Annotated in this window: 18 protein-coding genes; 4 read left to right on the forward strand and 14 right to left on the reverse strand. The window is 72.4% G+C overall.

Annotated features, from left to right (window positions below; translation table 11 throughout):
- Nucleotides 1–379: 379 nt before the first annotated feature.
- Nucleotides 380–1,513 carry a protein kinase domain-containing protein gene (locus ACQP2P_RS25245; protein WP_433619261.1) on the forward strand — a complete coding sequence of 378 codons (1,134 nt, stop codon included), beginning with the start codon at nucleotides 380–382 and terminating at the stop codon, nucleotides 1,511–1,513.
- Between the two features lie 10 nt (nucleotides 1,514–1,523).
- Here the strand turns inward: ACQP2P_RS25245 and ACQP2P_RS25250 are convergent, their stop codons facing one another.
- From ACQP2P_RS25250 to ACQP2P_RS25260, 3 genes are all read right to left on the reverse strand, one after another.
- Nucleotides 1,524–2,189, reverse strand: a complete 666-nt coding sequence (locus ACQP2P_RS25250; RefSeq protein ID WP_433604659.1) for a GNAT family N-acetyltransferase — start codon at nucleotides 2,187–2,189, stop codon at nucleotides 1,524–1,526.
- A gap of 368 nt (nucleotides 2,190–2,557) precedes the next feature.
- Nucleotides 2,558–3,112 carry a hypothetical protein gene (locus tag ACQP2P_RS25255; protein ID WP_433604661.1) on the reverse strand — a complete coding sequence of 185 codons (555 nt, stop codon included), beginning with the start codon at nucleotides 3,110–3,112 and terminating at the stop codon, nucleotides 2,558–2,560.
- A 285-nt stretch (nucleotides 3,113–3,397) separates the two neighbouring features.
- The gene (locus tag ACQP2P_RS25260; RefSeq protein ID WP_433604663.1) at nucleotides 3,398–3,832 is read right to left on the reverse strand and encodes a DUF6582 domain-containing protein; all 435 of its coding nucleotides are present in this window, start codon (nucleotides 3,830–3,832) and stop codon (nucleotides 3,398–3,400) included.
- A gap of 487 nt (nucleotides 3,833–4,319) precedes the next feature.
- Here ACQP2P_RS25260 and ACQP2P_RS25265 point away from each other — a divergent pair, with 487 nt between their 5' ends.
- Both ACQP2P_RS25265 and ACQP2P_RS25270 read left to right on the forward strand, forming a co-directional pair.
- Nucleotides 4,320–5,132, forward strand: coding sequence for an MBL fold metallo-hydrolase (locus tag ACQP2P_RS25265; protein WP_433604665.1), 813 nt, complete (start codon nucleotides 4,320–4,322; stop codon nucleotides 5,130–5,132).
- Between the two features lie 130 nt (nucleotides 5,133–5,262).
- Nucleotides 5,263–6,180: an IS5 family transposase gene (locus ACQP2P_RS25270; protein ID WP_433604667.1), complete on the forward strand. Its 918-nt coding sequence runs from the start codon at nucleotides 5,263–5,265 to the stop codon at nucleotides 6,178–6,180.
- On the opposite strand, the gene ACQP2P_RS25275 is transcribed toward ACQP2P_RS25270, so the two are convergent.
- Together ACQP2P_RS25275 and ACQP2P_RS25280 are read right to left on the reverse strand one after the other, a co-directional pair.
- A complete protein-coding gene (locus ACQP2P_RS25275; RefSeq protein ID WP_433604669.1) occupies nucleotides 6,140–6,577 on the reverse strand; it encodes a MarR family transcriptional regulator in 438 nt (145 codons plus the stop codon). The genes ACQP2P_RS25270 and ACQP2P_RS25275 overlap by 41 nt on opposite strands.
- 59 nt (nucleotides 6,578–6,636) lie before the next feature.
- Nucleotides 6,637–7,593 carry a DNA topoisomerase IB gene (locus ACQP2P_RS25280; protein ID WP_433604671.1) on the reverse strand — a complete coding sequence of 319 codons (957 nt, stop codon included), beginning with the start codon at nucleotides 7,591–7,593 and terminating at the stop codon, nucleotides 6,637–6,639.
- 91 nt (nucleotides 7,594–7,684) lie between these two features.
- Here ACQP2P_RS25280 and ACQP2P_RS25285 point away from each other — a divergent pair, with 91 nt between their 5' ends.
- On the forward strand, nucleotides 7,685–8,665 hold the full coding sequence (locus ACQP2P_RS25285; protein WP_433604673.1) for a LacI family DNA-binding transcriptional regulator: 981 nt from the start codon (nucleotides 7,685–7,687) through the stop codon (nucleotides 8,663–8,665).
- Nucleotides 8,666–8,676: 11 nt separating this feature from the next.
- Here ACQP2P_RS25285 and gap read toward each other — a convergent pair whose 3' ends face one another.
- From gap to ACQP2P_RS25330, 9 genes are all read right to left on the reverse strand, one after another.
- Nucleotides 8,677–9,687: a type I glyceraldehyde-3-phosphate dehydrogenase gene (gene gap / locus ACQP2P_RS25290; RefSeq protein WP_433604675.1), complete on the reverse strand. Its 1,011-nt coding sequence runs from the start codon at nucleotides 9,685–9,687 to the stop codon at nucleotides 8,677–8,679.
- Between the two features lie 90 nt (nucleotides 9,688–9,777).
- Complete coding sequence (locus ACQP2P_RS25295; protein WP_433604677.1) at nucleotides 9,778–10,911, reverse strand: GlxA family transcriptional regulator; 1,134 nt, start codon at nucleotides 10,909–10,911, stop codon at nucleotides 9,778–9,780.
- Nucleotides 10,912–11,025: 114 nt separating this feature from the next.
- On the reverse strand, nucleotides 11,026–12,630 hold the full coding sequence (locus tag ACQP2P_RS25300; protein ID WP_433604679.1) for a glycoside hydrolase family 13 protein: 1,605 nt from the start codon (nucleotides 12,628–12,630) through the stop codon (nucleotides 11,026–11,028).
- A 28-nt stretch (nucleotides 12,631–12,658) separates the two neighbouring features.
- On the reverse strand, nucleotides 12,659–15,526 hold the full coding sequence (locus ACQP2P_RS25305; protein WP_433604681.1) for a carbohydrate-binding protein: 2,868 nt from the start codon (nucleotides 15,524–15,526) through the stop codon (nucleotides 12,659–12,661).
- Nucleotides 15,527–15,539: 13 nt separating this feature from the next.
- On the reverse strand, nucleotides 15,540–17,873 hold the full coding sequence (locus ACQP2P_RS25310) for a glycosyl hydrolase family 28-related protein (protein ID WP_433604683.1): 2,334 nt from the start codon (nucleotides 17,871–17,873) through the stop codon (nucleotides 15,540–15,542).
- A gap of 8 nt (nucleotides 17,874–17,881) precedes the next feature.
- A complete protein-coding gene (locus ACQP2P_RS25315; RefSeq protein ID WP_433604685.1) occupies nucleotides 17,882–18,763 on the reverse strand; it encodes a carbohydrate ABC transporter permease in 882 nt (293 codons plus the stop codon).
- Nucleotides 18,764–18,773: 10 nt separating this feature from the next.
- Nucleotides 18,774–19,682 (reverse strand): carbohydrate ABC transporter permease, encoded by a 909-nt coding sequence (locus ACQP2P_RS25320; protein ID WP_433619263.1) that lies wholly within the window; start codon nucleotides 19,680–19,682, stop codon nucleotides 18,774–18,776.
- Nucleotides 19,683–19,712: 30 nt separating this feature from the next.
- On the reverse strand, nucleotides 19,713–21,062 hold the full coding sequence (locus ACQP2P_RS25325; protein WP_433604687.1) for an ABC transporter substrate-binding protein: 1,350 nt from the start codon (nucleotides 21,060–21,062) through the stop codon (nucleotides 19,713–19,715).
- Nucleotides 21,063–21,434: 372 nt separating this feature from the next.
- Nucleotides 21,435–21,695, reverse strand: a complete 261-nt coding sequence (locus ACQP2P_RS25330; protein ID WP_433089362.1) for a DUF4235 domain-containing protein — start codon at nucleotides 21,693–21,695, stop codon at nucleotides 21,435–21,437.
- Between the last annotated feature and the right edge of the window lie 58 nt (nucleotides 21,696–21,753).

Here is a 21,753-nt window from a genome sequence, read left to right on the forward strand (position 1 = left end):
GCATCCGAACATCGCGCAGGTGTACGACTTCGGCGAAGCCTTCCCCGGCGACGACAAGGCATCGACGACGGGCGGCACATCGCAAACCGGAAGACCATCCGGAAACGGCACACCACAGCCCGCAAGACCACCCGGAAACGAATCCTCGCAGCCTGGAAGGTCATCCGGAAGCGGATCGTCGCGGTCTGCAAGACCATCCGAAAGCGGCTCGCCGCAGCCCGATAGACCATCCGGAAGCGGATCGTCGCAGGCTGCAGGACCGTCAGAGAACGAGACGCGTCACGCCGCAAGAGAACCATCCGCAAGCGAGACGTCACCGAGCGGTGCCGTCGAGAAGCGGGAGGCGAGGACGGGCGGCGGGCCGACGCCGTACGTCGTGATGGAGCACGTCCCCGGCCCCACCCTCGCCCAGCGTCTCGCCGAGGGACTGCTCCCGGCGGCCGACGCCCTCCGCATCTGCGCCGAGGTCGCCGCCGGCCTGGCCGCCGCGCACGCGTACGGCCTCGTACACCGCGATGTGAAGCCGGCGAACATCATCCTGTCCCCGGGCGGCGCCAAACTCGTCGACTTCGGCATCGCCGCGGCCGTCGGGCCGGCGACGCTCACCGACACGGACGCGAACGGGCGGCCGGTGCTCGGCACGCCGCAGTACCTGGCGCCGGAGCGCCTCGGCTCCGACCCGGTCACCGCGGCGTCCGATGTGTACTCGCTGGGCGTGGTGCTGTACAAACTGCTCGCCGGCACTTTGCCCTGGCCTGTCGCCGACGGGCCGGACGTGCTCGACGCGCACCGGCACCGGGTCCCGGCGCCGCTCCCCCGGCTGCCCGGCGTGCCACCCGCCGTCGCCGACCTGTGCCGGCGCTGCCTCGCCAAGCATCCCCGGTCGCGGCCGAGCGCCGAGAAGGTCGCCGCGGTCCTGCGCGCCTCGGCGGAGCCGCGCCCGTCGCGGCTCCGGGTCGCGGCGTGGCCGGCGGTGGCAGCGGCCGGCGGCGCGACGGCGGCCGTCCTCCTCGCCTGGGTGCTCGCCTCCACGCCGGACCACGCGGTGCCGGCGGAGGCCCAGCCCTGGCCGGGCGACCCGGCCATCTCCCCGGCGGTCGTGAGCCGGTCCGACAAATCGCCCAGCGCCGCGGCGAACCAGCCGGCGACGAACCCGGGCGCGGCGGTCACCGGCAGGGTACCGAGCGTGGCCGGCAACGGCGGCGGCAGCACCGTGGCTACCGGCGCCCCGACCCTCGGCCCGACCGGCGGCGCGACGACGACGGGACCCGCCACTCCGCCGCCGCCGACCCAGCGGAGGTTCACCTCCGAGGGCGGCACGATCACGGCCGAGTGCGCCGGCGGGCTGGCGCGGATCACCGATCAGACGCCGACGAAGCCGTGGAAGGTCGACGACGAGCGGCCCGGCCCGGCCGCCGCCGCGAGCGTGACGTTCCGGCACGGCAACACCCGCGTCACCATGCGTGTCACGTGCCCCGGCGGGACGCCGTCGCTCAACACCGACACGGAGTGACCGCAGCGGGTCACTGCGGGTATTCGACCCCCGGCGTCGACGCGATCAGCACCTGGGCCGCCTCGCGCCACCCGAGCGTCCGGTAGAGCAGCCGGCCCTCCTCACTCGCGACGAGAATGCCCTCCTCGGCGCCCCGCTCGGCGGCGGCGGACGCGAGGGCGCCCATGACGGCGGCGGCCAGGCCGCGGCGCCGATGGTCCGGGCCGGTCAAAATCCGGTCGGGCACGGCGGTGCGGGCCGTGAGGCCGGCGAAGCCGCGCGCCGCCCACGCGTCGCCGGGCGCGGACACGGACACGCGGATGCAGGACCCGTCGGCCTGAATTTCCATCTGGTACGGCTCCGGCACCGCACCCCGCGGATGCGTCCCCAGATCGGTGGCCATCAGCCGCTCCGAGGACCGCAGCAGCACCAGACCGGCCTGCTCGATCGCCGCGGCCGAGCGGGCGGGGTCGGTCGTCGCCACGGTCAGCCACGTGATCGCGTCCTCGGCCGCGACGAGACCGGCCAGCCGGGTCAGCGCGCCGGGGTCGTCGTCGAGCGCGAAGTACTCGATGTCGCGACCCACCTGCCTGCAGTGCACCCGCAGTCCGTCGCCGAGGTCGTCGGCCGCGGGCAGCTCCCGCGCGGCGGTCCAGCCTTGTGCCCAGCGCGCGCACAGCTCACGGAGCTCACTCATGCCGCCAAGTAGATCAAACCTCGTCAGACCGACGGCAACTCCGGAGGCGCTGGCGCAGACACCGGCGGCAACGCCCCGGGAACCGGCTGCGGAGGCGGCGGAGGCAGAGGCGGAGGTGGACGCGGAAACGGCGGACGTGGAGGAGGCGGACGCGAAGGCGGCGGCGGAGACGGCGGGCGCGAAGGCGGCGGACGCGGCGGACGCGAAGGCGGCGGACGCGGCGGACGCGAAGGCGGCGGACGCGGCGGACGCGAAGGCGGCGGACGCGGCGGACGCGAAGGCGGCGGACGCGGCGGACGTGAAGGCGGCGGATGTGAAGACGGCGGCCAGGGATGCGGTGGCGACTGGGAAGCTGGCGGCGAGGGCGATCACGCCTTGCCGGCCGCCGGGCGCTCGCCGAGCAGGTCGGCGAAGAGTGCCCGGTAATGCATCAGGGCCTGGCGCAACTGCTCGGTCGACGCCTGCCCGCGCTCGTTCACCTTGTTGATCTCGTGGGCCTCGCGGTAGTGGACCAGCGTCTCGGCGTGCTCGACGCTCAGCTCCTCCGCGCGGGTGTCGAAGTCGTCGACCGGGTAGCCGCGATCCGCCATGACCTGCGTGACGAGCTCGTCGGCCTCCCGGGTCGCGACCTCGGGCTCCTCGACGAAGTGGGCCTGGGTGCGCTGCCACCGGTCGGCGTACGCCCGGCGCTGGTTCGGGTCGAGGTCGCGCAGCTCCAGGCTGTCGTGGCGCTGCGCGCGCCCGCGCAGGTCGCGCTCCGCCGCGCGGCGGGACGATTGTTCCGCGACCGCCCGGTCGTACTCGGGGCCGAACCGCCGGCGCAGTTCCACGGAGCGGCGACGCCGGCCGATGGCCGTCGCGACCGCGGCGATGACGATCAGCACGAGCACGATGACGGCGAGCGTGGTGGCGGTCGTTGACATACGGCCACGCTAATGCGGCCGGGTGGACGCCGCCCTCACCTGCGCTGGAGGGATGACCCGCGTCAACGGCTCCCGAACGCCGGCTGGAGGGAGAAGCGCGCCGACGGCCGACGGTTCCCCGAGCGCGCCCCGGACCCCGAGCGCGCCAGACGGGTGGAGCGCGTCGACGGTTCCCCAAGCGCGCGCCAGACAGTGAAGCGCGTCGACGGTTCCGTCCCCGAGCATGTGCCGGACGAGGTGGAGTGCGTCGGCGGTTCCCCGAGCGTGCCGGACGGGTGGAGCGTGTCAGCGGTTGCCGAGCGCCTGCACCAGCTCGGCCTTGGTCATCGCCGACCGGCCGCGGATGTTGCGCCGCTTGGCCTCGGCGTAGAGGTCGTCGCGCGAGCGCTCGGACCGGGGCTGGTTGCGCGTCGCCTTGTCCGGGGTGCGCGGCTTGTCCGAGGACTTCATCGTGCGCGACGGCTTGCCCAGCTCCCGCCAGCTCGTCTCGGTCATCTCGACGCCGTAGCGCTTCGCGGCCCGCTTGATGCGGCGGAACGCCTCCTCGCGCTCCTCGTCGCTGGCGTCGCGTACCTGATCGAACCGCGCGATCGCGTTGCGCACGTGCGAGGCGTCGTTGAGCGGCTCCTTGCGCAGGCGCGGGAACGCGAAGGTGCTGTCGGACATCGCGTTGCGCTCGGCGGCGTCGAGGGTGCCGGAGCGCTTCCTGTTTGCAGCCATACATCTCGCTTACCCGAAGCGAGCTGATGTATTCGGCCGCGCCCGCCGCACTCCGGACAGCCACTCACGCAACCGATGCCGCACCCGACGCCGACCACGACACCGAGCACACCGAACTCCGCACGACGACACGCACAGCCGGCGACGACACCGAGCACGCCGAACTCTGGCCGACGGACAGCGACACGCACAGCCGGCGACGACACCGAGCACACCGAACCCCGGACGACGGACAGCGACACGCACAGCCCGGCGCCGCGGCCCGCGCCGGGCGGGCGCACCGGCTCGCTCGGTTGTCGACGGGGCAGCGAGTCGGGACGGCGGGGTTGCCGAGTATCCGTGGAGCTCGCGGCCACCCCGAACTGATCCCGTCAGGCAGATCGGCAGACGGCTCGTCGTCGCCCACCGGTGCCGGCGACGCCGTGTCGTCCGGCGGAAGAGGGGTAGTGGAGCCCACCGACCACGATGGAGACGCCAGGGAGACGCCATGGAGACGACCGCCACGTTCATCGGCACCGCGACCGTCCTGCTCCGGGTCGGCTCGTTCACGCTGCTGACCGACCCCAACTTCCTGCACCGCGGCCAGCGCGCCTACCTCGGCCACGGGCTGTCCAGCCGCCGCCTCACCGAACCCGCGCTCGGCCCGGACGACCTGCCCCCGCTCGACGCCGTCGTGCTGTCGCACCTGCACGGCGACCACTTCGATCGGATCGCCCGCCGCCGGCTCCCCCACGACGCGCCCGTGCTCACCACCGTCCCGGCCGCGCGGCAGCTGCGGCGGTGGCGCTTCGACGACGCCGTGGGGCTGCGGCCGTGGAGCGACATGGTGCTGCGCCGCGGCACCGAGACCCTGCGCGTCACCGCGGTCCCGGCCCGCCACGGCCCGACCGGGCTGCACCTGGCGCTGCCGACGACCATCGGCACGATCCTGGACTGGGAGGTCGACGGGTTCCGCCGGTTGCGGCTGTACATCTCCGGCGACACCAGATTCAACCGGCGCCTGCTGCGCGACATCCCCGACCGCTTCCCGGGCATCGACACCGCGCTGCTGCACCTGGGCGGCACCCGCATCCTGGGCGCGCTGGTGACCATGGACGCCCGCGACGGCGTGGCCCTGGCCAACCTGATCCGGCCGGACCGCGTGATCCCCATCCACTACGACGACTACGGTGTGTTCCGCGACCCGCTCTCGAACTTCCTGCAGCCGACCGTCACCGCGCACATCCCGGCCACCGTGCTGCCGATCCTGCGCGGCGAGACGGTGAGCCTCAAGGCGAGCCCGGTCCCGGCGTACGGCTAGGCCGTGTGTCAGAAGTGGGTCGTGTAGTGGTGGTGGCGAGTTGACTGGTCGGGCGTGTCGGTGATCGATATGTGGCGAGGTCTCCGGTAGATGGGTTATCGACCAAGACAACCATCTGCACGGAGACCTCGTGGCCAGCGTAGCGGTGACGAGGCGGTTCGACCTGACCGACGCGCAGTGGGCGCTGCTGGAACCGCTGCTGCCCACGGGGAAGAAGTCAGGCCGGCCGCCGAGGTGGAGTAAGCGGCAGCTTATTGACGGGATTCGGTGGCGGATCCGGGTCGGGTCGCCGTGGCGGGACGTGCCGGAGTGCTACGGGCACTGGCGCACGATCTATGGCAGGTACCGGCTGTGGCAGCGCGACGGTACCTGGGCGCGGATCCTGTCGGTGGTGCAGGGCCGCGCCGACGCGGCGGGTCTGATCGGCTGGGACGTGAGCGTGGATTCGACGATCACCCGGGCGCACCAGCACGCCGCCGGTGCCCGCAAGCGGCCCGATCTGCAGGTCGAGCCGCCGGGTGGGGACGGCGCGGCGGAGCCGGGTGATCACGCGCTGGGCCGGTCCCGGGGCGGCTGGACCACGAAGCTGCATCTGGCCTGTGAGCAGGGCCGCAAAGTCCTGGCGCTGGTACTGACTGCCGGGCAGCGCGGGGACAGCCCGCAGTTCACTACGGTGCTGCGCCGGATCCGGGTGGTCCGTGCCGGTGGTGGCCGGCCGCGGGTCCGCCCGGACCGGGTCCTGGCTGACAAGGCGTACAGCAGCCGCGCGAACCGGGAGTACCTGCGGCGGCGGTCGATCCGGTGCGTCATCCCGATCAAAGTTGATCAGGCCGCCCACCGCCGCGCACGCGGTTCGCGGGGCGGTAGGCCACCAGCGTTCGACCTGGTGGCCTACCGGCAGCGCCACGCCGTGGAGTGCGGGATCAACCTGCTCAAAGCCCATCGAGCGGTAGCCACCCGCTACGAAAAGCTCGCCGTGCGGTACGAGACCACCACAACCATCAGCATCATCGACATCTGGCTGCGCCGCCTCGCGAAGCACTTATGACACACGGCCTAGCGGCCAGGCGCTCCAGGGCCGGCAGTGCGGCGGCGAGGAGCTCCTCGTCCTGCTCGGAGAGCCCGGCCATGAGCCCGGCCAGGTGCCCGGCCCGCACGGCGCGGCGCCGCTCCAGCAGGTCGACGCCGGCCTGGGTGACCTCGATGAGCACCACGCGGCGGTCGGTCGGCTCGGCGGAGCGCGCCACCAGGCCCTCGCGCTCCAGGCGCTGCACGAGCTGGGTCATGGCCGGCTGCGTCACGCCCTCCGCGGTGGCGAGGTCGGTCAGCTTGCGGGGGCCCTCCTGCTGCAGCCGCCGGATCGTCGACGCGGCGGTCAGGCTGATGTCGTTGGGCGGGTTGCCCTGCCGCAGCACGCTGAAGACGCGCTCGATGGCGACGGTCAAGCGGGAGGGATCCAAGCCAGTCCGGGACGCGACCATGCCAATATTGGAACACGCCGAGGTCAGGCCGGGCCGAGAAGCTCCCGCACGGCGCGCTCCGAGCCGGCCGTCTCGCCGGTCTCGAAGGCGTTGACGACCCGCGGGTCCACGTAGGAGGCGCGCGCGACCGCGGGCGTGTTGCCGAGCTTCTCGGCGACCTCCCGCATCGCGCCCGACACGGCCTTGCGGCGCTTGGCGGCGGTCGGCTGCGGGCCGGCCTCGTCGAGCGCCAGCGCGGCGGTGACCGTGCCGTGCCAGGTGCGGAAGTCCTTCGCGGTCATCTCCTCGCCGCTGATCTGCCGCAGATACCCGTTGACGAGCCCGGCGTCGACCGGGTGCCAGCGGCGGCCCGACGGGTCCCAGTAGGCGAAGAGCCGGTCCTCGCCGCGGCGGCGCCGGCGCAGCTCGCGCAGGACGGCGGCGATCTCGCCGTCGGCGACCTGCGAGGCGTGCTCCACGCCGGACTTGCCGGTGAACTCCAGCAGGACCCGCCCGCGTTGGAGCCGCACGTGCTCGGGGCGCAGGGTGGACAGCCCGAACGACGGCTCCTCGTCGCGGTCGGCCGAGGCCGCGCCGCCGACACGGAACATGCCGAGGTCGAGCAGCCCGGCGATCGCGGCGAGCACGCGGTCGCGGCTCAGGCCGCGGCCGTGGGTCAGGTCGCGCCGGACGCGGGCGCGCATCCCCGGCAGCCGCTCGGCGACGTCGCGCACGCGGGCGAACTTGCCGCGGTCCCGCCGCTCGCGCCACTGCCGGTGGTACAGGTACTGCTTGCGCCCGGCCGCGTCCGTCCCGGTCGCCTGGATGTGCCCGCGCTCGTCCGGGCTGATCCACACGTCCTTCCACGCCGGCGGGATGGCGAGCGCCTCGATCCGCGCGACGGCCGAACGGTCGCGCAGCCGGTTGCCGTGCACGTCGAGGTAGGTGGATCCGCGCCGGCCGAGGCCCGGGTCGTCCAGGTGACTCCGGCGCAGTCGCATGGCGTCGCCAGTACCCCTCATCCGAACCGCGAAACCCGCACGTTCTTGCGGGCACAGCGAGGTTTCTTGCCGCGGACGGTACGCTGAGCCCGTGGCGACGAGGCTCTCCGAGGTGGCGAAATACGCGGGGTACAGCGAGGCGACGGTCAGCCGCGTCCTGCGCGACGTGCCCGGGATCGGCGCGGACACCCGCAACGCGGTGCTGACCGCGCTCGACGTGCTGGGCTACCAGCGGCCGGCCCGGCACCGGCGGGAGCTGGGCAGCCTGGTCGGCATGGTGCTGCCCGACCTGCACAACCCGATCTTCCCCGCCTACGCCGAGGCGATGGCCGGCGCCCTGGTGCGCCAGAAGCTCATCCCGGTGCTGTGCACCCGCACCGCCGACGGGGTGTCCGAGGCGCACTACATCGAGATGCTGCTGGCCCGCAAGGTCGCCGGCATCATCTTCGTCGGGGCCAGCTACGTCGACGCCGGGCCCGAGCAGGCCAAGGCGCTGCGGGCGCGGCGGCTGCCGATCGTGCTCATCAACGAGGCCGACGAGAACCTCGGGGTGCCGCGCGTCGCCGTCGACGACGCGGTCGCGGTCGACCTGGCCGTCACGCACCTGCGCGACCTGGGCCACCAGCGCATCGGGCTGATCGTCGGGCCGCGCGGGCACGTGCCCTCGGAGCGCAAGCTGACCGAGTTCCGCAAGCTCGCCACCGACAAGAGGCTCGTCGCGCACACGATGTTCTCCATCGCCGGCGGGCAGTCGGCGGTCGCGCCGCTGGTGGAGGCCGGGGCGACCGCCGTGGTCTGCGCCAGCGACACGCTCGCGCTCGGCGCCATCCGCGGGGCCCGCAAGCAGGGGCTGCGGGTGCCCGAGCAGCTGTCCGTCGTCGGCTTCGACGACTCGGTCTACATGCCGATGATGGACCCGCCGCTGACCACCGTGCGCCAGCCGATCGGCGCGATCGGGGTGGCCGCGGTGCACTCCCTGGTCGCGCAGATCGAGCGGCGGCCGGTGCCCCTCGAGGAGGAGCTGTTCGAGCCCGAGCTCATCGTCCGGTCCTCGACGGCCGCCGCTCCGTAGGCGGTTGCGATCTACGCGATGGTTTTTGCACTCAACAGGCCGAGGGTGTCGACGACCCGGTTGGCGAAGCCCCACTCGTTGTCGTACCAGCCGACGACCTTGACGTGCCGCCCGTCGACCCTGGTCAGCGCCGAGTCGAAGACGCACGACGCCGGGTCGCCGACGATGTCCGCGCTGACGATCGGGTCGGTGCAGTACGACAGGATGCCCTGCAACGGCCCCTCGGCCGCCTCGCGGTAGGCGTCCAGCACCGCCTCGCGCGTCACGTCGCGCTCGACGGTCGCGTTGAGCTCGACCAGCGATCCGACCGGGACCGGCACCCGGATCGAGTCGCCGGACAGCCGCCCGGCCAGGCCCGGCAGCACGAGCCCGATCGCCTTCGCGGCGCCGGTGGTGGTCGGCACGATGTTCACGCCGGCGGCCCGGGCGCGGCGCGGGTCGCGGTGCGGGCCGTCCTGGAGGTTCTGCTCCTGCGTGTACGCGTGCACGGTCGTCATGAACCCGTGCTCGATCCCGGCCAGCCCGTCGAGGACGGCGGCCAGCGGGGCGAGCGCGTTGGTGGTGCAGGAGGCGTTCGACACGATCGTGTGACGGTACGGGTCGTAGGCCTCGGTGTTCACGCCGTACGCGAGCGTCACGTCGGCCCCCGCGGACGGCGCGCCCACGAGCACGCGCTCGGCGCCGGCCTCCAGGTGCGCGCGGGCGGCGTCGGCGGCGGTGAACCGGCCGGTCGACTCGAGCACGATGTCGACGCCGAGCTCGGCCCAGGGCAGCTTGACCGGCTCGCGCTCGGCCAGGGCCCGGATGCGCCGGCCGTCGACGACCAGCTCGTCGCCCTCCGCCGCGACCGGGCGCCCGAACCTTCCGAGGGTGGTGTCGTACCGCAGCAGCTGCGCCAGCGCCGCCGGCGCCGCGAGATCGTTGACGGCGACGACCTCGAGGTCGCTGCCGCGCTCCACGATCGCGCGGAGCACGCTGCGGCCGATGCGACCGAAACCGTTGATGGCAATTCGTCCAGACATGCGGCAATCGTCCCCTTCCGCCCGATCAGGCGACAGCAGACGGCTCGCCAGTCTCCGCAAGCATCGCGCCACTGGGCCGGTCCGGCTGCGTCAAGCCGCCGGCTGGCTGTCGACGTGTGTCACACCGCCCGGCCGGCCGTCGACGTGCGTCACGCCGCCCGGCTGGCCTTGCGGGTGCGGCAGGCCGCCCGGCCGGCCGTCGACGTGCGTCACACCGCCCGGCCGCTCTTCCAGGTGCGTCAAGCCCCTCGACCGCTCTTCCAGGTGCGTCGAGCCGCTCGGCCGCGCGAAGGTCTTGCGGTATTCGCTGGGCGACGTGCCGAGGATCCGCTGGAAGTGCAGCCGAAGGTTCGAGCCGGTCCCGAGCCCGACCCGCGCCGCGATCTGCTCGACGCCGAGCCCGCTGCGCTCCAGCAGCTCCCGCGCCCGGTCCACGCGCGCGCGGAGGATCCACTGGGTCGGCGTGTAGCCGGTCTCCTCCAGGAACCGCCGCGACAACGTCCGCGCCGACACGTTCGCGTTGCGCGCCAGGTCCTCGAGGGCCAGCGGCTCACCGAGCCGCTCGAGCGCCCACTGCCGGGTGGTGGCGAAGTGCTCGCCGACGGCCTCGGGCACGCTGCGGGGGATGTACTGCACCTGCCCCCCGCTGCGGTACGGCGCCGCGACGAGCCGCCGGGCGACCACATTGGACAGCGCGACGCCGTGGTCCCGCCGCACCAGGTGCAGGCAGAGGTCGATCCCGCTGGCCGCCCCGGCCGAGGTGAGCACCTCCCCCTCGTCGACGAAGAGGACGTCCTCGTCGACGCGGATGGCGGGGTGGCGCCGGGCGAGCTCGCGCGTGTAGTGCCAGTGCGTGGTGGCCCGCTTGCCGTCCAGGAGCCCGGTCGCGGCGAGCGCGAACGCGCCGGTCGAGATCGCGGCGAGCCGCACCCCGCGCGCGTGGGCGGCCCGCAGCGCGGCGACGACCTCGGCCGGCGGATCCTCCCGGTCGGGATGCCGGTACCCCGGGATGAAGATCGTGTCGGCGGCGTCGAACGCGCCGAGCCCCTCGGCCACGTGGTAGGCCAGCCCGTCTCCCCCGGTGACCAGGCCGGGCGCGGCCCCGCACACGTGCACGGCGTAGGGCATCCCCGGCCGGTTGGTGAAGACCTGCGCCGGAATGCCCACGTCGAGGGGCTTGGCCCCGTCGAGCACGAGCACCACGACTCGGTGGATCGCTCTCACTCCAGCAGCGTCACACCTGCGGCGGCCCCGCGGGAAGTGTCTGGAAAGCCACGGACCGCAAGTTTCTCGCCAGGGCCCGGCCGCGCACGACCGGGCCCCGGCGGGCCGGTGTCGTCAGAGGGCGAGCCAGGCGCCCCCGTCGGCCGGCAGCAGGCCGTCGAGCAGCGGCTCGCTGGTCAGGAGCACGTCGGCGTGGGCGGGCAGCCGCGCCGGGGCCGCGGTGAAGTTCACGACGCACGCGAAGCCGCCGCCGCGGCGGAAGGCCAGCACGCCGTCGTCGCCGGCGATCCAGGCGATGTCCTGCGGCAGCGTGGTCAGGCGCTCACGGCGGATCGCGAGCGCCCGGCGGTACAACCGCAGCATGGAGGAGGCGTCCGGCTCCTGGGCCTCGACGGTCAGGGCCGACCAGGCCGCGGGCTGCGGGAGCCACGGCTGCGCCGCGCCCGGGGGCGAGAAGCCGAACGGGGGTTCGCCTCCCGACCACGGCAGCGGCACGCGGCAGCCGTCGCGGCCGCGGTCGGTGTGCTCCGAGCGCTCCCACGTCGGGTCCTGGATGCGCTCCAGGGGGATGTCCTCGACCTCGGCGAGGCCGAGCTCGTCGCCCTGGTAGACGTACACGCCGCCGGGCAGCGCCAGGGTGAGCAGGGCGGCGGCGCGGGCCCGGCGGGTGCCCAGGGCCCGGTCGGTGAACGCGCCGTGGCGGCGGTTGCCGAGGTCGAACGTGGTGTCCTCGCGGCCGTAGCGGGTCACGTGGCGGATGGTGTCGTGGTTGGACAGCACCCAGGTCGGCGGGGCGCCCACGAGCCGGTGCGTGTCGAGGGTGTCGTCGATCGTCTTGCGGATCGCGTTGGGCTCCCAGGCGCAGCACAGGAACTCGAAGTTGAACGCGGAGTGCAGCTCGTCCGGGCGCAGGTACCGCACGAACTGCGCCGTCGTCGGCAGCCAGACCTCGCCCACGAAGACCCGCGGGTCGGCGTAGGCGTCGGCGATGCGCCGCCAGGCGCGGTAGATCTCGTGGACGCCCTCGTGGTCCTGGTAGGGCAGGTCGGCCGGGTCCGGGTCGGCGCCCACGTCCGGCAGGCCCGGGGTCTTCATGAGGCCGTGGGCGACGTCGATGCGGAAGCCGTCGACGCCGCGGTCGAACCAGAACCGCAGCACGTCTTCGAACTCGGCCCGCACGCCCTCGTGCTCCCAGTTCAGCTCGGGCTGCTGGGGGGCGAACATGTGCAGGTACCACTCGCCGTCGGGCAGGCGGGTCCAGGCCGGGCCGCCGAAGTAGGAGCGCCAGTCGTTCGGCGGCAGCTCGCCGCCGGCGCCGCGGCCGGGCCGGAACCAGAACCGCTCCCGGGCCGGGTCGCCGGGCGGCGCGGCGAGCGCCGCCCGGAACCACGGATGCGCGTCCGAGCAGTGGTTCGGCACCAGGTCCACGAGCACCCGCAGGCCCTGCTCGTGCGCCTCGGCGAGGAAGCCCTCGGCGTCGGCGAGGGTGCCGAAGAGCGGGTCGATGTCGCGGTAGTCGGCGACGTCGTAGCCGCCGTCGGCCATCGGGGAGACGTTCCACGGCGTCAGCCAGAGCGCGTCGACGCCCAGTTCCCGCAGGTACGGCAGCCGCGCCCGGAGGCCGGCGAGGTCGCCGACGCCGTCGCCGTCGCCGTCGGCGAAGCTGCGCAGGTAGATCTGGTAGATGGCGGCGGTGCGCCACCAGCCGTTCGAACGCATGGAGCGTCTCCCCAATGAGGTTGCGGGTTTACCAGCCCGAGTTGCCCGGGCCGCGGGTGATCGGGTAACCGCCCGGGTTGTTGAGGCCGCCGGACGCGGCCCCGGTGACGGTCACGGAGTTGGCGGTGGCGGCGCCGCTGACGTTGAGCACGTCGATGCCCCAGGTGCCGGCGCCGGTGATGGTGAGGTGGTCCAGCAGCAGGTTGCCGATGCGGTGGCTGTCGCTGAGCAGCACCGCCTGGTAGGTGCTGTCCGCGATCGTGTTGTAGGAGAGGGTCACCGGGGTGGTGATGTCGGACTGGTTGGCGTAGACCCACAGCGCGCCGAGGTTCGACTGCCAGTTCGGCTCGTAGCCGCCGGTGCGGGTGAGGGTGTTGCGGGTGACGGTCGTCGGGCCGCTGAACGGGATGCCGAAGCGGCTGCTGACGGTGATGCCGGCCGAGCCGGTCACGGTGTCCGACACCAGGTTGTCCGCGGCCAGGTTGCCGCTGCCGCCGTAGATGCCGATGCCGTTGGCCAGCAGCGGCGTCTGGACGGTGTTGAAGGTGTACGACGAGTTCGTCACCGGGTTCGTCTGGGAGAACATGGCCAGGGCGTCGTCGCCGGTGTTGCGTACCGAGGACTGGTCGAAGCGCGTGTTGCTGACGTTGCCCAGGTAGGCGTTGAGGTTCGCGCCGTCGGCGAACGTGTTCGCGATGCACAGCGCGGCGACGTACAGGCCGTCGGTGCCCGCGGAGACCCACACGCCGGTCTTGGTGTGCTCGATGCGCACGTCGAACAGCAGCGAGCCGGTGCCGAAGTTGCCCTCGATGCCGGTGTCGAAGTTGGTGTCGTCGCGGTAGGTGACGTCGCCGGACATCGTCAGGTCGGCGATGGTGACCCCGGAGCCGGTGGCGAAGAAGCCGCCCTTGCCGTTGCGGCCCTTCACGGTGCTGTACCACTGCCCGGCCCCGCGCACCGCGACGCCCGCGAGGTTGATCCGGCTGGTGATGTCGAACGTCCCGGCCGGGATCCACACGCCCTGCCCGGCACTGCGCGCGGCCGACACGGCGTTGGTGATCGCGCCGGTGTCGTCCGAGCCGTCGCCGGAGGTGGCACCGTAGCTGGTGATCGACACGAAGTTCGCCGGCATGGTGAAGGCGGCCGCGGCCTGCTCGGCGTCGACGACGTCGATGGTGTACGAGCTCGCCGTGTCGGACGCGTCCTTCTGCAGCTTCAGGACGGTCCCGGCGGGCCAGTCACCGATCGTCGCGCGGGTCTCGTCGAAGAAGTGATGGGCCGAGCCCTGCGAGGGGACGTTCGTGTACGGGTACGCCCCGTAGACCCACGAGTAGCGGGACGTGAGCGTGATGTCCTTGACGTGCGTCCCGTTCGCGTAGAGCGAGATCGGGGCGCTCGCCCCGGCCCCGTCCGCGCTGTCCGGGATCGAGTAGCGGATCGTGAGCGCGTTGGCCGGCTTGCTCAGCGTGAACTGCACGTACTGCCCGGCCCCGGTGAGCTGGACGGCCTGGCGCCCGGTCGCCTCGCTGGCCACCGTGAGGAAGGTGCGGCTCGCGGCGAGCTTCGTGCCGTTCGTGGTGGCGTCGGCCGCGCGGTACTCGGTGTAGGGCAGCGTCGCGCCGCGGGCGGCCAGGGCCAGCCCGCCGGTGACGCCGACCGAGTCGATGTCGACGCCGCCGGTGTCGCCGCTGTCGACCTGCCAGCCGATGAGGTTGAGCCCGGCGCGGAGGGTGACCGTCTGGTTGGCGGTGAGCCACCCCGGCCCGGCCGGCAGGTCCACGCGTCCGATCTTGATGCCGTTGACGTACTGCGACAGCGTGCGCACGGCACCGGACGTGTTCGTGTAGCGCAGCGAGACCTGCCGCGCGCCCGCGGCGGGCGCGTGCACGGACACGATGACCCGCGCGCCCACGGCCGAGAAGCCGGTGAGGTGATCGCCGGAGACGCTCGGCCCGCCGGAGAAGAACGCGGTCTCGGCCTCGTAGGTCGAGGCAGATCCGGGCGGGGCCGACGTGGACGGGGTCGGCGAAGGGGCCGCGCCGACGGTCAGGCTGTCGAGGTTGACGTTGCCGGAGTCGGTGCTGTCGAACCGGTAGGCGACCGTGGTGCTCGCGGCCGTCAGGTTCACGGGCTCGGTCGCCGTGGCCCAGGTGTCCCAGTTCGCCGTCGCCGGCAGGGAGATCTGCCGCAGCTTCGACCCGTTGACGTAGAGCGAGAGCGTCTTGGCCGAGCCGGTGCCGTTGGCGTAGCGCAGCGTCAGCGACGAGGTGGCCGGCACGGTGAAGCCGACCGACGCGCTGCCCTTGTTGCCGTCGGTGAACCCGCCGACGAACCCGGTGCCGGTGTATCCACCGTGGTCGGTGGCCACGACGGCCCCGCCCGACAGCGCGGCGTTCTCGGCCTCCAGGCCGCTCGAGGCCGCGGTCGAGACCGTCACGCTGTCGAGGTTCACGTTGCCGGAGTCGGTGCCGTCGAACCGGTAGGCGACCGTGTTGCTCGCGGCCGTCAGCGAGACGGACTCGGTCGCCGTCGACCACGTGTCCCAGTTCGCCGTCGCCGGCAGTGAGATCTGCCGCAGCTTCGACCCGTTGACGTAGAGCGAGAGCGTCTTGGCCGAGCCGGTGCCGTTGGCGTAGCGCAGCGCGAGCTGGTTGCCGGCCTGCACGCTGAACGTGGTGGCGGCGCTGCCCTTGTTGCCGTCGGTGTAGCCGCCGACGAACCCGCTGCCGGTGTATCCACCGTGGTCGGCGGCGACGGCGGCGCCCCCGGAGAGCGTGGCCGACTCGGCCTGGTAGGTGGCGGTGGCCGCGTCGGCGGGGCGGGCGACCAGGGCGATGGCGGCGCCCGCGATGGCCGCGGCGGTGGCGGCCGCCGCGACGATCAGTCGTCGTTGCATGTGCTGCTCCCTTCTAATGCGCGTAGACCTCGAACTCGGACAGCTGGGCGGCGGGCCAGCCGTTGTTCGCGGTGAAGGTCAGGGTGATCGTGCGCAGCGCGGTCGGCGGGAACGTGATGGTGACCGCGTTGCCCGTGTCCGGGTCGAGGGTGTAGTCCCTCGCCGGCACCACGCCGTTGACCTCGATCGTCTCGGTGCGGGCGCCCCAGTTCGGCGGGAGCTTGAGCACGAGCCGGTCCACGGTGCGGGTGTCGCCGAGGTCGAGGGTCACGGTCTGCGGGAAGGCGTTGTTGGCGCTCTCGAAGTAGGTGCCCGGGTCGCCGTCGATCAGGTTGGCCGGGCCGGTCCACGACAGCGCCTGCGAGCTGGAGGTGATCTGCTGGCCGAGCGCGAGGTTGCCGTCGGGGTCGAAGCCGATGCCCCGGACGGAGACGACGTAGGGGCCGGCGGGCGAGGTGGTGTCGACCATGATCCGCTCGGCGAAGACGCCGGCGTGGTCCGGGTCGAAGGTGACCGTGACCGTGCAGGTCGCGCCGACGGCGATCGTGGCGCACGGCGCGGTCGCGGTGTAGCCGGTCGGGGCCCGCAGCGCGCGGACGTCGATCGGCTTCGGGCCGGGGTTGGTGATGGTGAAGGTCTTGGTCCCGGTGGTGTGCAGCGCCTGGTTGCCGAAGTCGAGGCTGTCCGCGCCGAGCTTCAGCGCGCCGGCGGGCGGGAAGCCGCAGGCGGTGCTCGCCCACCCGAGGTTCCCGGGGCCGCGGTCGATGACGAAGCCACTGCCGCAGTCGTACTTCCCGGCGGTCGCGACCACCCACGAGAAGCGCGCGGAGCCGGGCGCCTGCAGCTGCAGCGCGAACGTCGCGGGCCGGATGATCGCGACCCGGTCCAGGCGCACGTTGTCGATGCGCTTGCCGAAGAACTGCACGGCCGCGAACGGGCTGTCCACGATGGACACGTCGTGCACGTCGACGGCGCCGGTCATCGGGGCGTCCGCGGCGTAGAACCACAGCGCGGCGACCTCCTCGGGCGGGTTCGGCACCAGGTTCCCGGCGCGCAGCAGCACGTTGCGGGCGATGGTCGTGGTGCCCGCGAGCGGCACGGCGCCGAAGCGGTTGCCGACGTGGATGCCGCCGCCCTGGGTGACGGTGTCGGCGGCGACGCTGTCGGTGACGGCGTTGTCGCGGCCGCCGTAGATCGCGAACCCGTTGGCCAGCAGCGGGGCGATCACCGTGTCGTGCACGAACGCGTTGTCGTGGTCGGCGTCCCCGTCCGACCACATCGCGAGCCCGTCGTCGCCGGTGTTGCGCACGAACGTGTCGCGGATGACGGTGTGGGCGACGCCGTGGTGGAGGTTCACGCCGTCGGCCATGGTGTTCTGGATGCGGGCGTGGCTGACGGTGAGCCCGTCGCTGGGCCCGTCGAACCACATGCCGACCTTGGTGTGCTCGATCCACACGTCGTCCACCGTGGACCCGTGGCCGAAGGTCCCGCCGAGGCCGCTGTCGGAGGTGGAGTCGTCGCGGAGCGTGGTGTCGCCGGCGATGGCAAGACCAGCCAGGTGCACGGCGGCGGCGCCGGTGCCGAAGATGCCGACGTTCGCGCCGCGCAGGACGGTGTGCCACGGCCCGGCGCCGCGCAGGGTCACGCCGTCCGCGGTCAGGTGCCGGGTGACCGCGTAGGTGCCGGCGGGCAGCCAGACCCCCTTGGCCTGGGCCTTCCCGGCGTCGAGGGCGGCCTGGATCGCGGCGCCGGAGTCGGCGGCGCCGCTCGGGTCGGCGCCGAAGTCGGTCGCGCTGAGGAAGCCGGACGGGCGGGCGGCGGGCGGACCGGCCGGCTCGAAGTCGGCGAGGTCGACGACGACGGGCGCGGTGGCGGTGAACCGGACGCTGGCCCCGGCGGGCAGGGTCCGGCCGAGCAGCGCATGGACATCGTCGAAGTAGTGGTGCTGGCCGCCGTCGGCCGGGTTGTTCGTGTAGGGAAAGTTGCCGTAGACGTGCGAGTAGCGGGTGGTGAGGGGCAGGTCGGTGCCGGTGGAGACGCGCAGCTTGGCGTCCGGGCTGCCGTCGGGCAGCGAGTAGCGGACGTTCACCGCGTCGGCCTTGGCCTTGAGCGTGAACTCGACCCATTGGCCGGCCCGCAGCGAGACCGCGCGGCGGCCGGAGGCCTCGGCGGCGAGCTGGGTGAAGTCCACGGACGGGCCGACCCGGGCGCCGTTGGTGGCCGCGTTCTCGGCCTCGTAGGTGGTGAAGGCGACGGTGGCGCCGGGCGGGGTGACACCGGCGGACGCGGGGACCGGGCACAGGATGATGGCAGCGAACAGCGCCGCCGCGAACATGCGACGTGACATGGGGTGCTTCAGCCCTTCAGGCTGCCGGTGGTGAGGCCGGACATGATGTTCTTCTGGAAGACGAGGAAGAACACGACGGTCGGGACGGCGGCGATGACGGCGCCGGCGATGACGACGTTCTGGGTGAGGCCCTGCGAGAAGGCGTAGATGCCGACGTTGACGGTCCGGTTCTCGGACGAGGGCTCCACCAGCAGCGGCCAGAGGAAGTCCTTCCAGATGGCCGTGAGCGAGAAGATGGACACGACGCCGAGGATCGGCCGGGAGATCGGCAGCACGATCGACCACAGGCTGCGCAGCGGCCCGGCGCCGTCGATCGCCGCCGCGGCCATGAGGTCGGTCGGGATCGAGTCGAAGAACCGCTTGAGCAGGAAGATGTTGAAGGCGTTGGTGACCGCGGGCAGCCAGATCGCCCACGGGGTGTCGACGAGGTTCCAGTGCACCAGCGGCAGGTCGATGGCGGTGACGTACTGCGGGATCACCAGCACCGTCGAGGGGATCATGAGCGTGGCCAGCATCAGCGCCAGGATCCCGTTGCCGAACGCCGGGCGCAGCTTCGAGAACGCGTAGGCGGCGGCGACGTCGAAGACGAGCTGGAAGGCGAGGGCTCCGAAGGCGTACCAGACCGTGTTGAGCAGCAGCCGCCCGAGGCTCAGGGCCGTCCACGCCTCGGCGTAGTTGCCGGGCTGGGGGTCCTGCGGATACAGGGTCGGCGGGATCTGGGCGACCTCCGGGCCGGACTTCAGCGCGCCGGTCACCATCCAGTACAGCGGGCCGGTGAACACGATCGTGAAGAGCACCACGACGGCGACGACGATCGCCCAGTAGGCGCGGCGGGCCCCCGGGCGCTTGAGCCGGGCCGGGGAGATCAGCGTGCGGGCGGCGGTGTCCAAGTGACGGCCCTCAATCCTGCTTCGGGCTCAGCCGCGCGTAGGCGACCGAGAAGCCGGCCAGCACGACCATGAGCATCACGCCGAGGGCGGCGGCGCCGTTGAGGTCGTTCTGCTTGAACGCGTGCTGGTACATCAGGTAGACCACCGACGTCGCCGAGTCCTCGACCCCGGCGCCGCCGGCCAGGATCAGCGGCTCGATGAAGACCTGCATGGTCGCCACGACCTGCAGCAGGAACATCAGCGACAGGATCAGCCGGGTCTGCGGGACGGTGACGTGCCACAGCCGCCGCAGCAGTCCCGCCCCGTCGAGCTCGGCCGCCTCGTAGAGCTCCCCCGGGATGTTCTGCAGCGCGGCGAGGTACACCAGGATCGAACTTCCGACGTTCATCCACGTCGCCGCGATGACGAGCGAGGGAGTCGTCATCGTGGTGGACTGCACCCACTGCGACGTCGGCAGGTGCGCCGCGTGCAGGAGGTGGTTGAAGATGCCGGCGTCGCCCGGGTCGTAGGCGTAGCGGAAGAGCAGCAGCGCCGAGGCGGGCGGCAGCATCACCGGCAGGTAGACCACGGCCCGCAGGTAGCCGCGGGCGTGGCGCAGCTCGTTGAGCAGCACGGCGATGAAGAACGGCAGCGCGTAGCCGATCACCAGGGCCAGCACCGTGAACATCGCCGTGTTGCGCCACGCCGCGGCGAAGCTGGGGTCGTGCCAGAGCCGCACGTAGTTGTCCCAGCCGACCCAGGTGGTGACACCGCGCCGGGTGCGCTGGAAGCTCATCACGAACTCGCGGACCATCGGATACCACGAGAACACCGCGAAGCAGACCACCGCCCCGGCGAGGAAGCCGTGCCCGGTCAGGTTGTGCACCAGGCGGCGTTGCCACAGACTCTGCGTCTTCGGCAGGGCGCGGGCCGGCCGCACCGCGCTGTCGAGCCGGACCGCGCCGTGCACTCAGGACTCCTGGGACAGGATCGTGTTGACCTTCTGCTCGGCGGTGGCCAGCAGGGCGTTGATGTCGGCGCCGGGCTGGGTGAGCACCGCGGACATCGCGGCGTCGAGCACGGCATAGATGGCCTGGGCCCGCGGCGGCTCGGCCTTGATGGTGACGGGGTGGTCGGCGTAGGGCGCGTAGTCGGCCAGGTTCAGGTTGGTGTTGGCCTTCTTGAGCTCGTCGTCCCGCTGCTGCACGTCGGTGCCGGGCTTCCAGATGAGCGGCTCCGGCAGGCCCACGGGCACGCCCATGCTCTTCTGCGCCACGTAGTTGAACTGGCCCTGGCCGGGCGTGAACTCCTCGAAGGCGAGCCACTGCAGGCCGGCCTTGATCTGCGCCGGGGAGAGGCCCTTCTTGAAGAAGTAGCCGCTGCCGCCGCCGAGCGTCGTCTTCGCCGGGCCGTTGTCGCCGGGCATCGGACCGATCGCCCAGTCCTCGTAGGCGCCCTTGAACTGGGTGACGATCGCCTTGATGGTGTCGGGCGCGCCGACGTACATGCCGACCTTGCCGGCGCCGGCGTTGGTGAGCAGGTCGGCCCACTGCAGCAGCTGCTTCTCCCCGACGCTGTTGTCGGTGAAGCGCATGTCGTGCAGCTGCTGCAGCACGGCCTTGCCCTCGGTGGTGTTGAACGCGGCCTTCTTGCCGTCGTCGCTGACCACCGAGCCGCCGCGGGAGTACAGGGCGGCCGAGAAGTGCCATCCGCCGGTGTTGCCGGCGCTGTACTCCTGGTAGCCCGCGATCCCGTTGCCGAGCGCGTTGATCTTCTTGGCCGCCGCGGCGACCTCCTGCCACGTCGCCGGGGGCTTGGTGGGGTCGAGGCCGGCCTGCTGGAAGAGCTTCTTGTTGATGACGAGACCGAGGCCGTAGCCGGCGTAGCCGATGCCGTAGGTCTTGCCGTTCTCGATGAACGGGTCCTTGATCGAGGGCAGGACCTTGTCCCAGTTCGGGATCGTGTCGGCGGTGATGTACCTGGTGATGTCCTCGGCCGCGTCGGCGTCGAGCACCTGGTCCAGGTCGGTCATGTACCCGTAGAACAGGTCGGCCTGCGTGCCGCCCTGCAGCCGGGCGGTGAAGTCCGGCGGGTTGTCGCACTGGCTGCCGACGGAGACGGTCTTCACGGTGACCCCGGGGTGGGCCTTCTGGAACGCGGCCACGTCGTCGTTCCACAGCTGCAGCGACTTGCCGTTGTTGTCGGTCTTCTGCGGCGGGCAGTCGACCACGATGGTCGTCGGGCCTCCGGCGGCGGCGTCGTCCTTGCTGTCGCCGCACGCGGCGAGCGTGGTGGCCCCGAGCGCGACGACGAGCGCCAAGCGGAGTGCTTTTATCGACATCTATCTATCCCTTCAGGCGGACGGGGTGCGGGAAAGGCATTTGTTTCGTTTCGGTGTCGCAGACAGTACGAGTATTGCCGCCAGAAGTCCAGCGTTCGTTGCAAAAACTCGACAAGACTGCCGTCCGCGCAGCGCGGCTTACCGGCCTCGGAACCGCAGTACAGCCCTGGTCACGGCCCCTTAACCGGTTCGGTCAGCACGCGTTCCGGCCGATTCCGACGGCAATTGCCGTCGCCTTCTTGCGCAATTTTCGAGTCCATGATCGCAAGTCATTGCACGCGATTGCGGCGGCACAGCAAAGAGCGGTGACGACGCACGTGCGTCGTCACCGCTCAGCAGTCGCGCCGGGTCTCAGCCGGGCCAGCGCCCGGTCGCGCGGCGCACACCGATCGCGCCCGCCCGGTCCACCGCCGCCTTCACCACGGCGAAGATGGCGCCCTGCAACGCCGCCGCCACCAGGATCTCGCCCCAGGCGCGATCCTCGTCGGTGGCGTTGGGCGCGTCGTCGTCATGCCCGGCGACGCGCCACACCTGCTTGAAGATCAGCCCGGCGGCGGCCCCGGCCGCGGCGCCGAGCAGTACGCCCACCGGCTTGTACGCCAGCTTGGCCATCCGCCCACTCATGTCGATCCGTTTCCCGGCCCGCCCGCGGACCAAACGCCGCCCGCCG

It is taken from the genome of Dactylosporangium sp. CA-139114 (genome assembly GCF_050955725.1).
Taxonomy (GTDB): domain Bacteria; phylum Actinomycetota; class Actinomycetes; order Mycobacteriales; family Micromonosporaceae; genus Dactylosporangium.

Bases quoted from the DNA above. Each gene is read 5' to 3' on its own strand.
- ACQP2P_RS25245 (WP_433619261.1), top strand. From the start codon at position 380: ATGGAGCACGTCCCCGGCCCCACCCTCGCCCAGCGTCTCGCCGAGGGA.
- ACQP2P_RS25250 (WP_433604659.1), bottom strand. From the start codon at position 2,189: ATGAGTGAGCTCCGTGAGCTGTGCGCGCGCTGGGCACAAGGCTGGACC.
- ACQP2P_RS25255 (WP_433604661.1), bottom strand. From the start codon at position 3,112: ATGTCAACGACCGCCACCACGCTCGCCGTCATCGTGCTCGTGCTGATC.
- ACQP2P_RS25260 (WP_433604663.1), bottom strand. From the start codon at position 3,832: ATGGCTGCAAACAGGAAGCGCTCCGGCACCCTCGACGCCGCCGAGCGC.
- ACQP2P_RS25265 (WP_433604665.1), top strand. From the start codon at position 4,320: ATGGAGACGACCGCCACGTTCATCGGCACCGCGACCGTCCTGCTCCGG.
- ACQP2P_RS25280 (WP_433604671.1), bottom strand. From the start codon at position 7,593: ATGCGACTGCGCCGGAGTCACCTGGACGACCCGGGCCTCGGCCGGCGC.
- gap (WP_433604675.1), bottom strand. From the start codon at position 9,687: ATGTCTGGACGAATTGCCATCAACGGTTTCGGTCGCATCGGCCGCAGC.
- ACQP2P_RS25300 (WP_433604679.1), bottom strand. From the start codon at position 12,630: ATGCGTTCGAACGGCTGGTGGCGCACCGCCGCCATCTACCAGATCTAC.
- ACQP2P_RS25305 (WP_433604681.1), bottom strand. From the start codon at position 15,526: ATGCAACGACGACTGATCGTCGCGGCGGCCGCCACCGCCGCGGCCATC.
- ACQP2P_RS25310 (WP_433604683.1), bottom strand. From the start codon at position 17,873: ATGTCACGTCGCATGTTCGCGGCGGCGCTGTTCGCTGCCATCATCCTG.
- ACQP2P_RS25330 (WP_433089362.1), bottom strand. From the start codon at position 21,695: ATGGCCAAGCTGGCGTACAAGCCGGTGGGCGTACTGCTCGGCGCCGCG.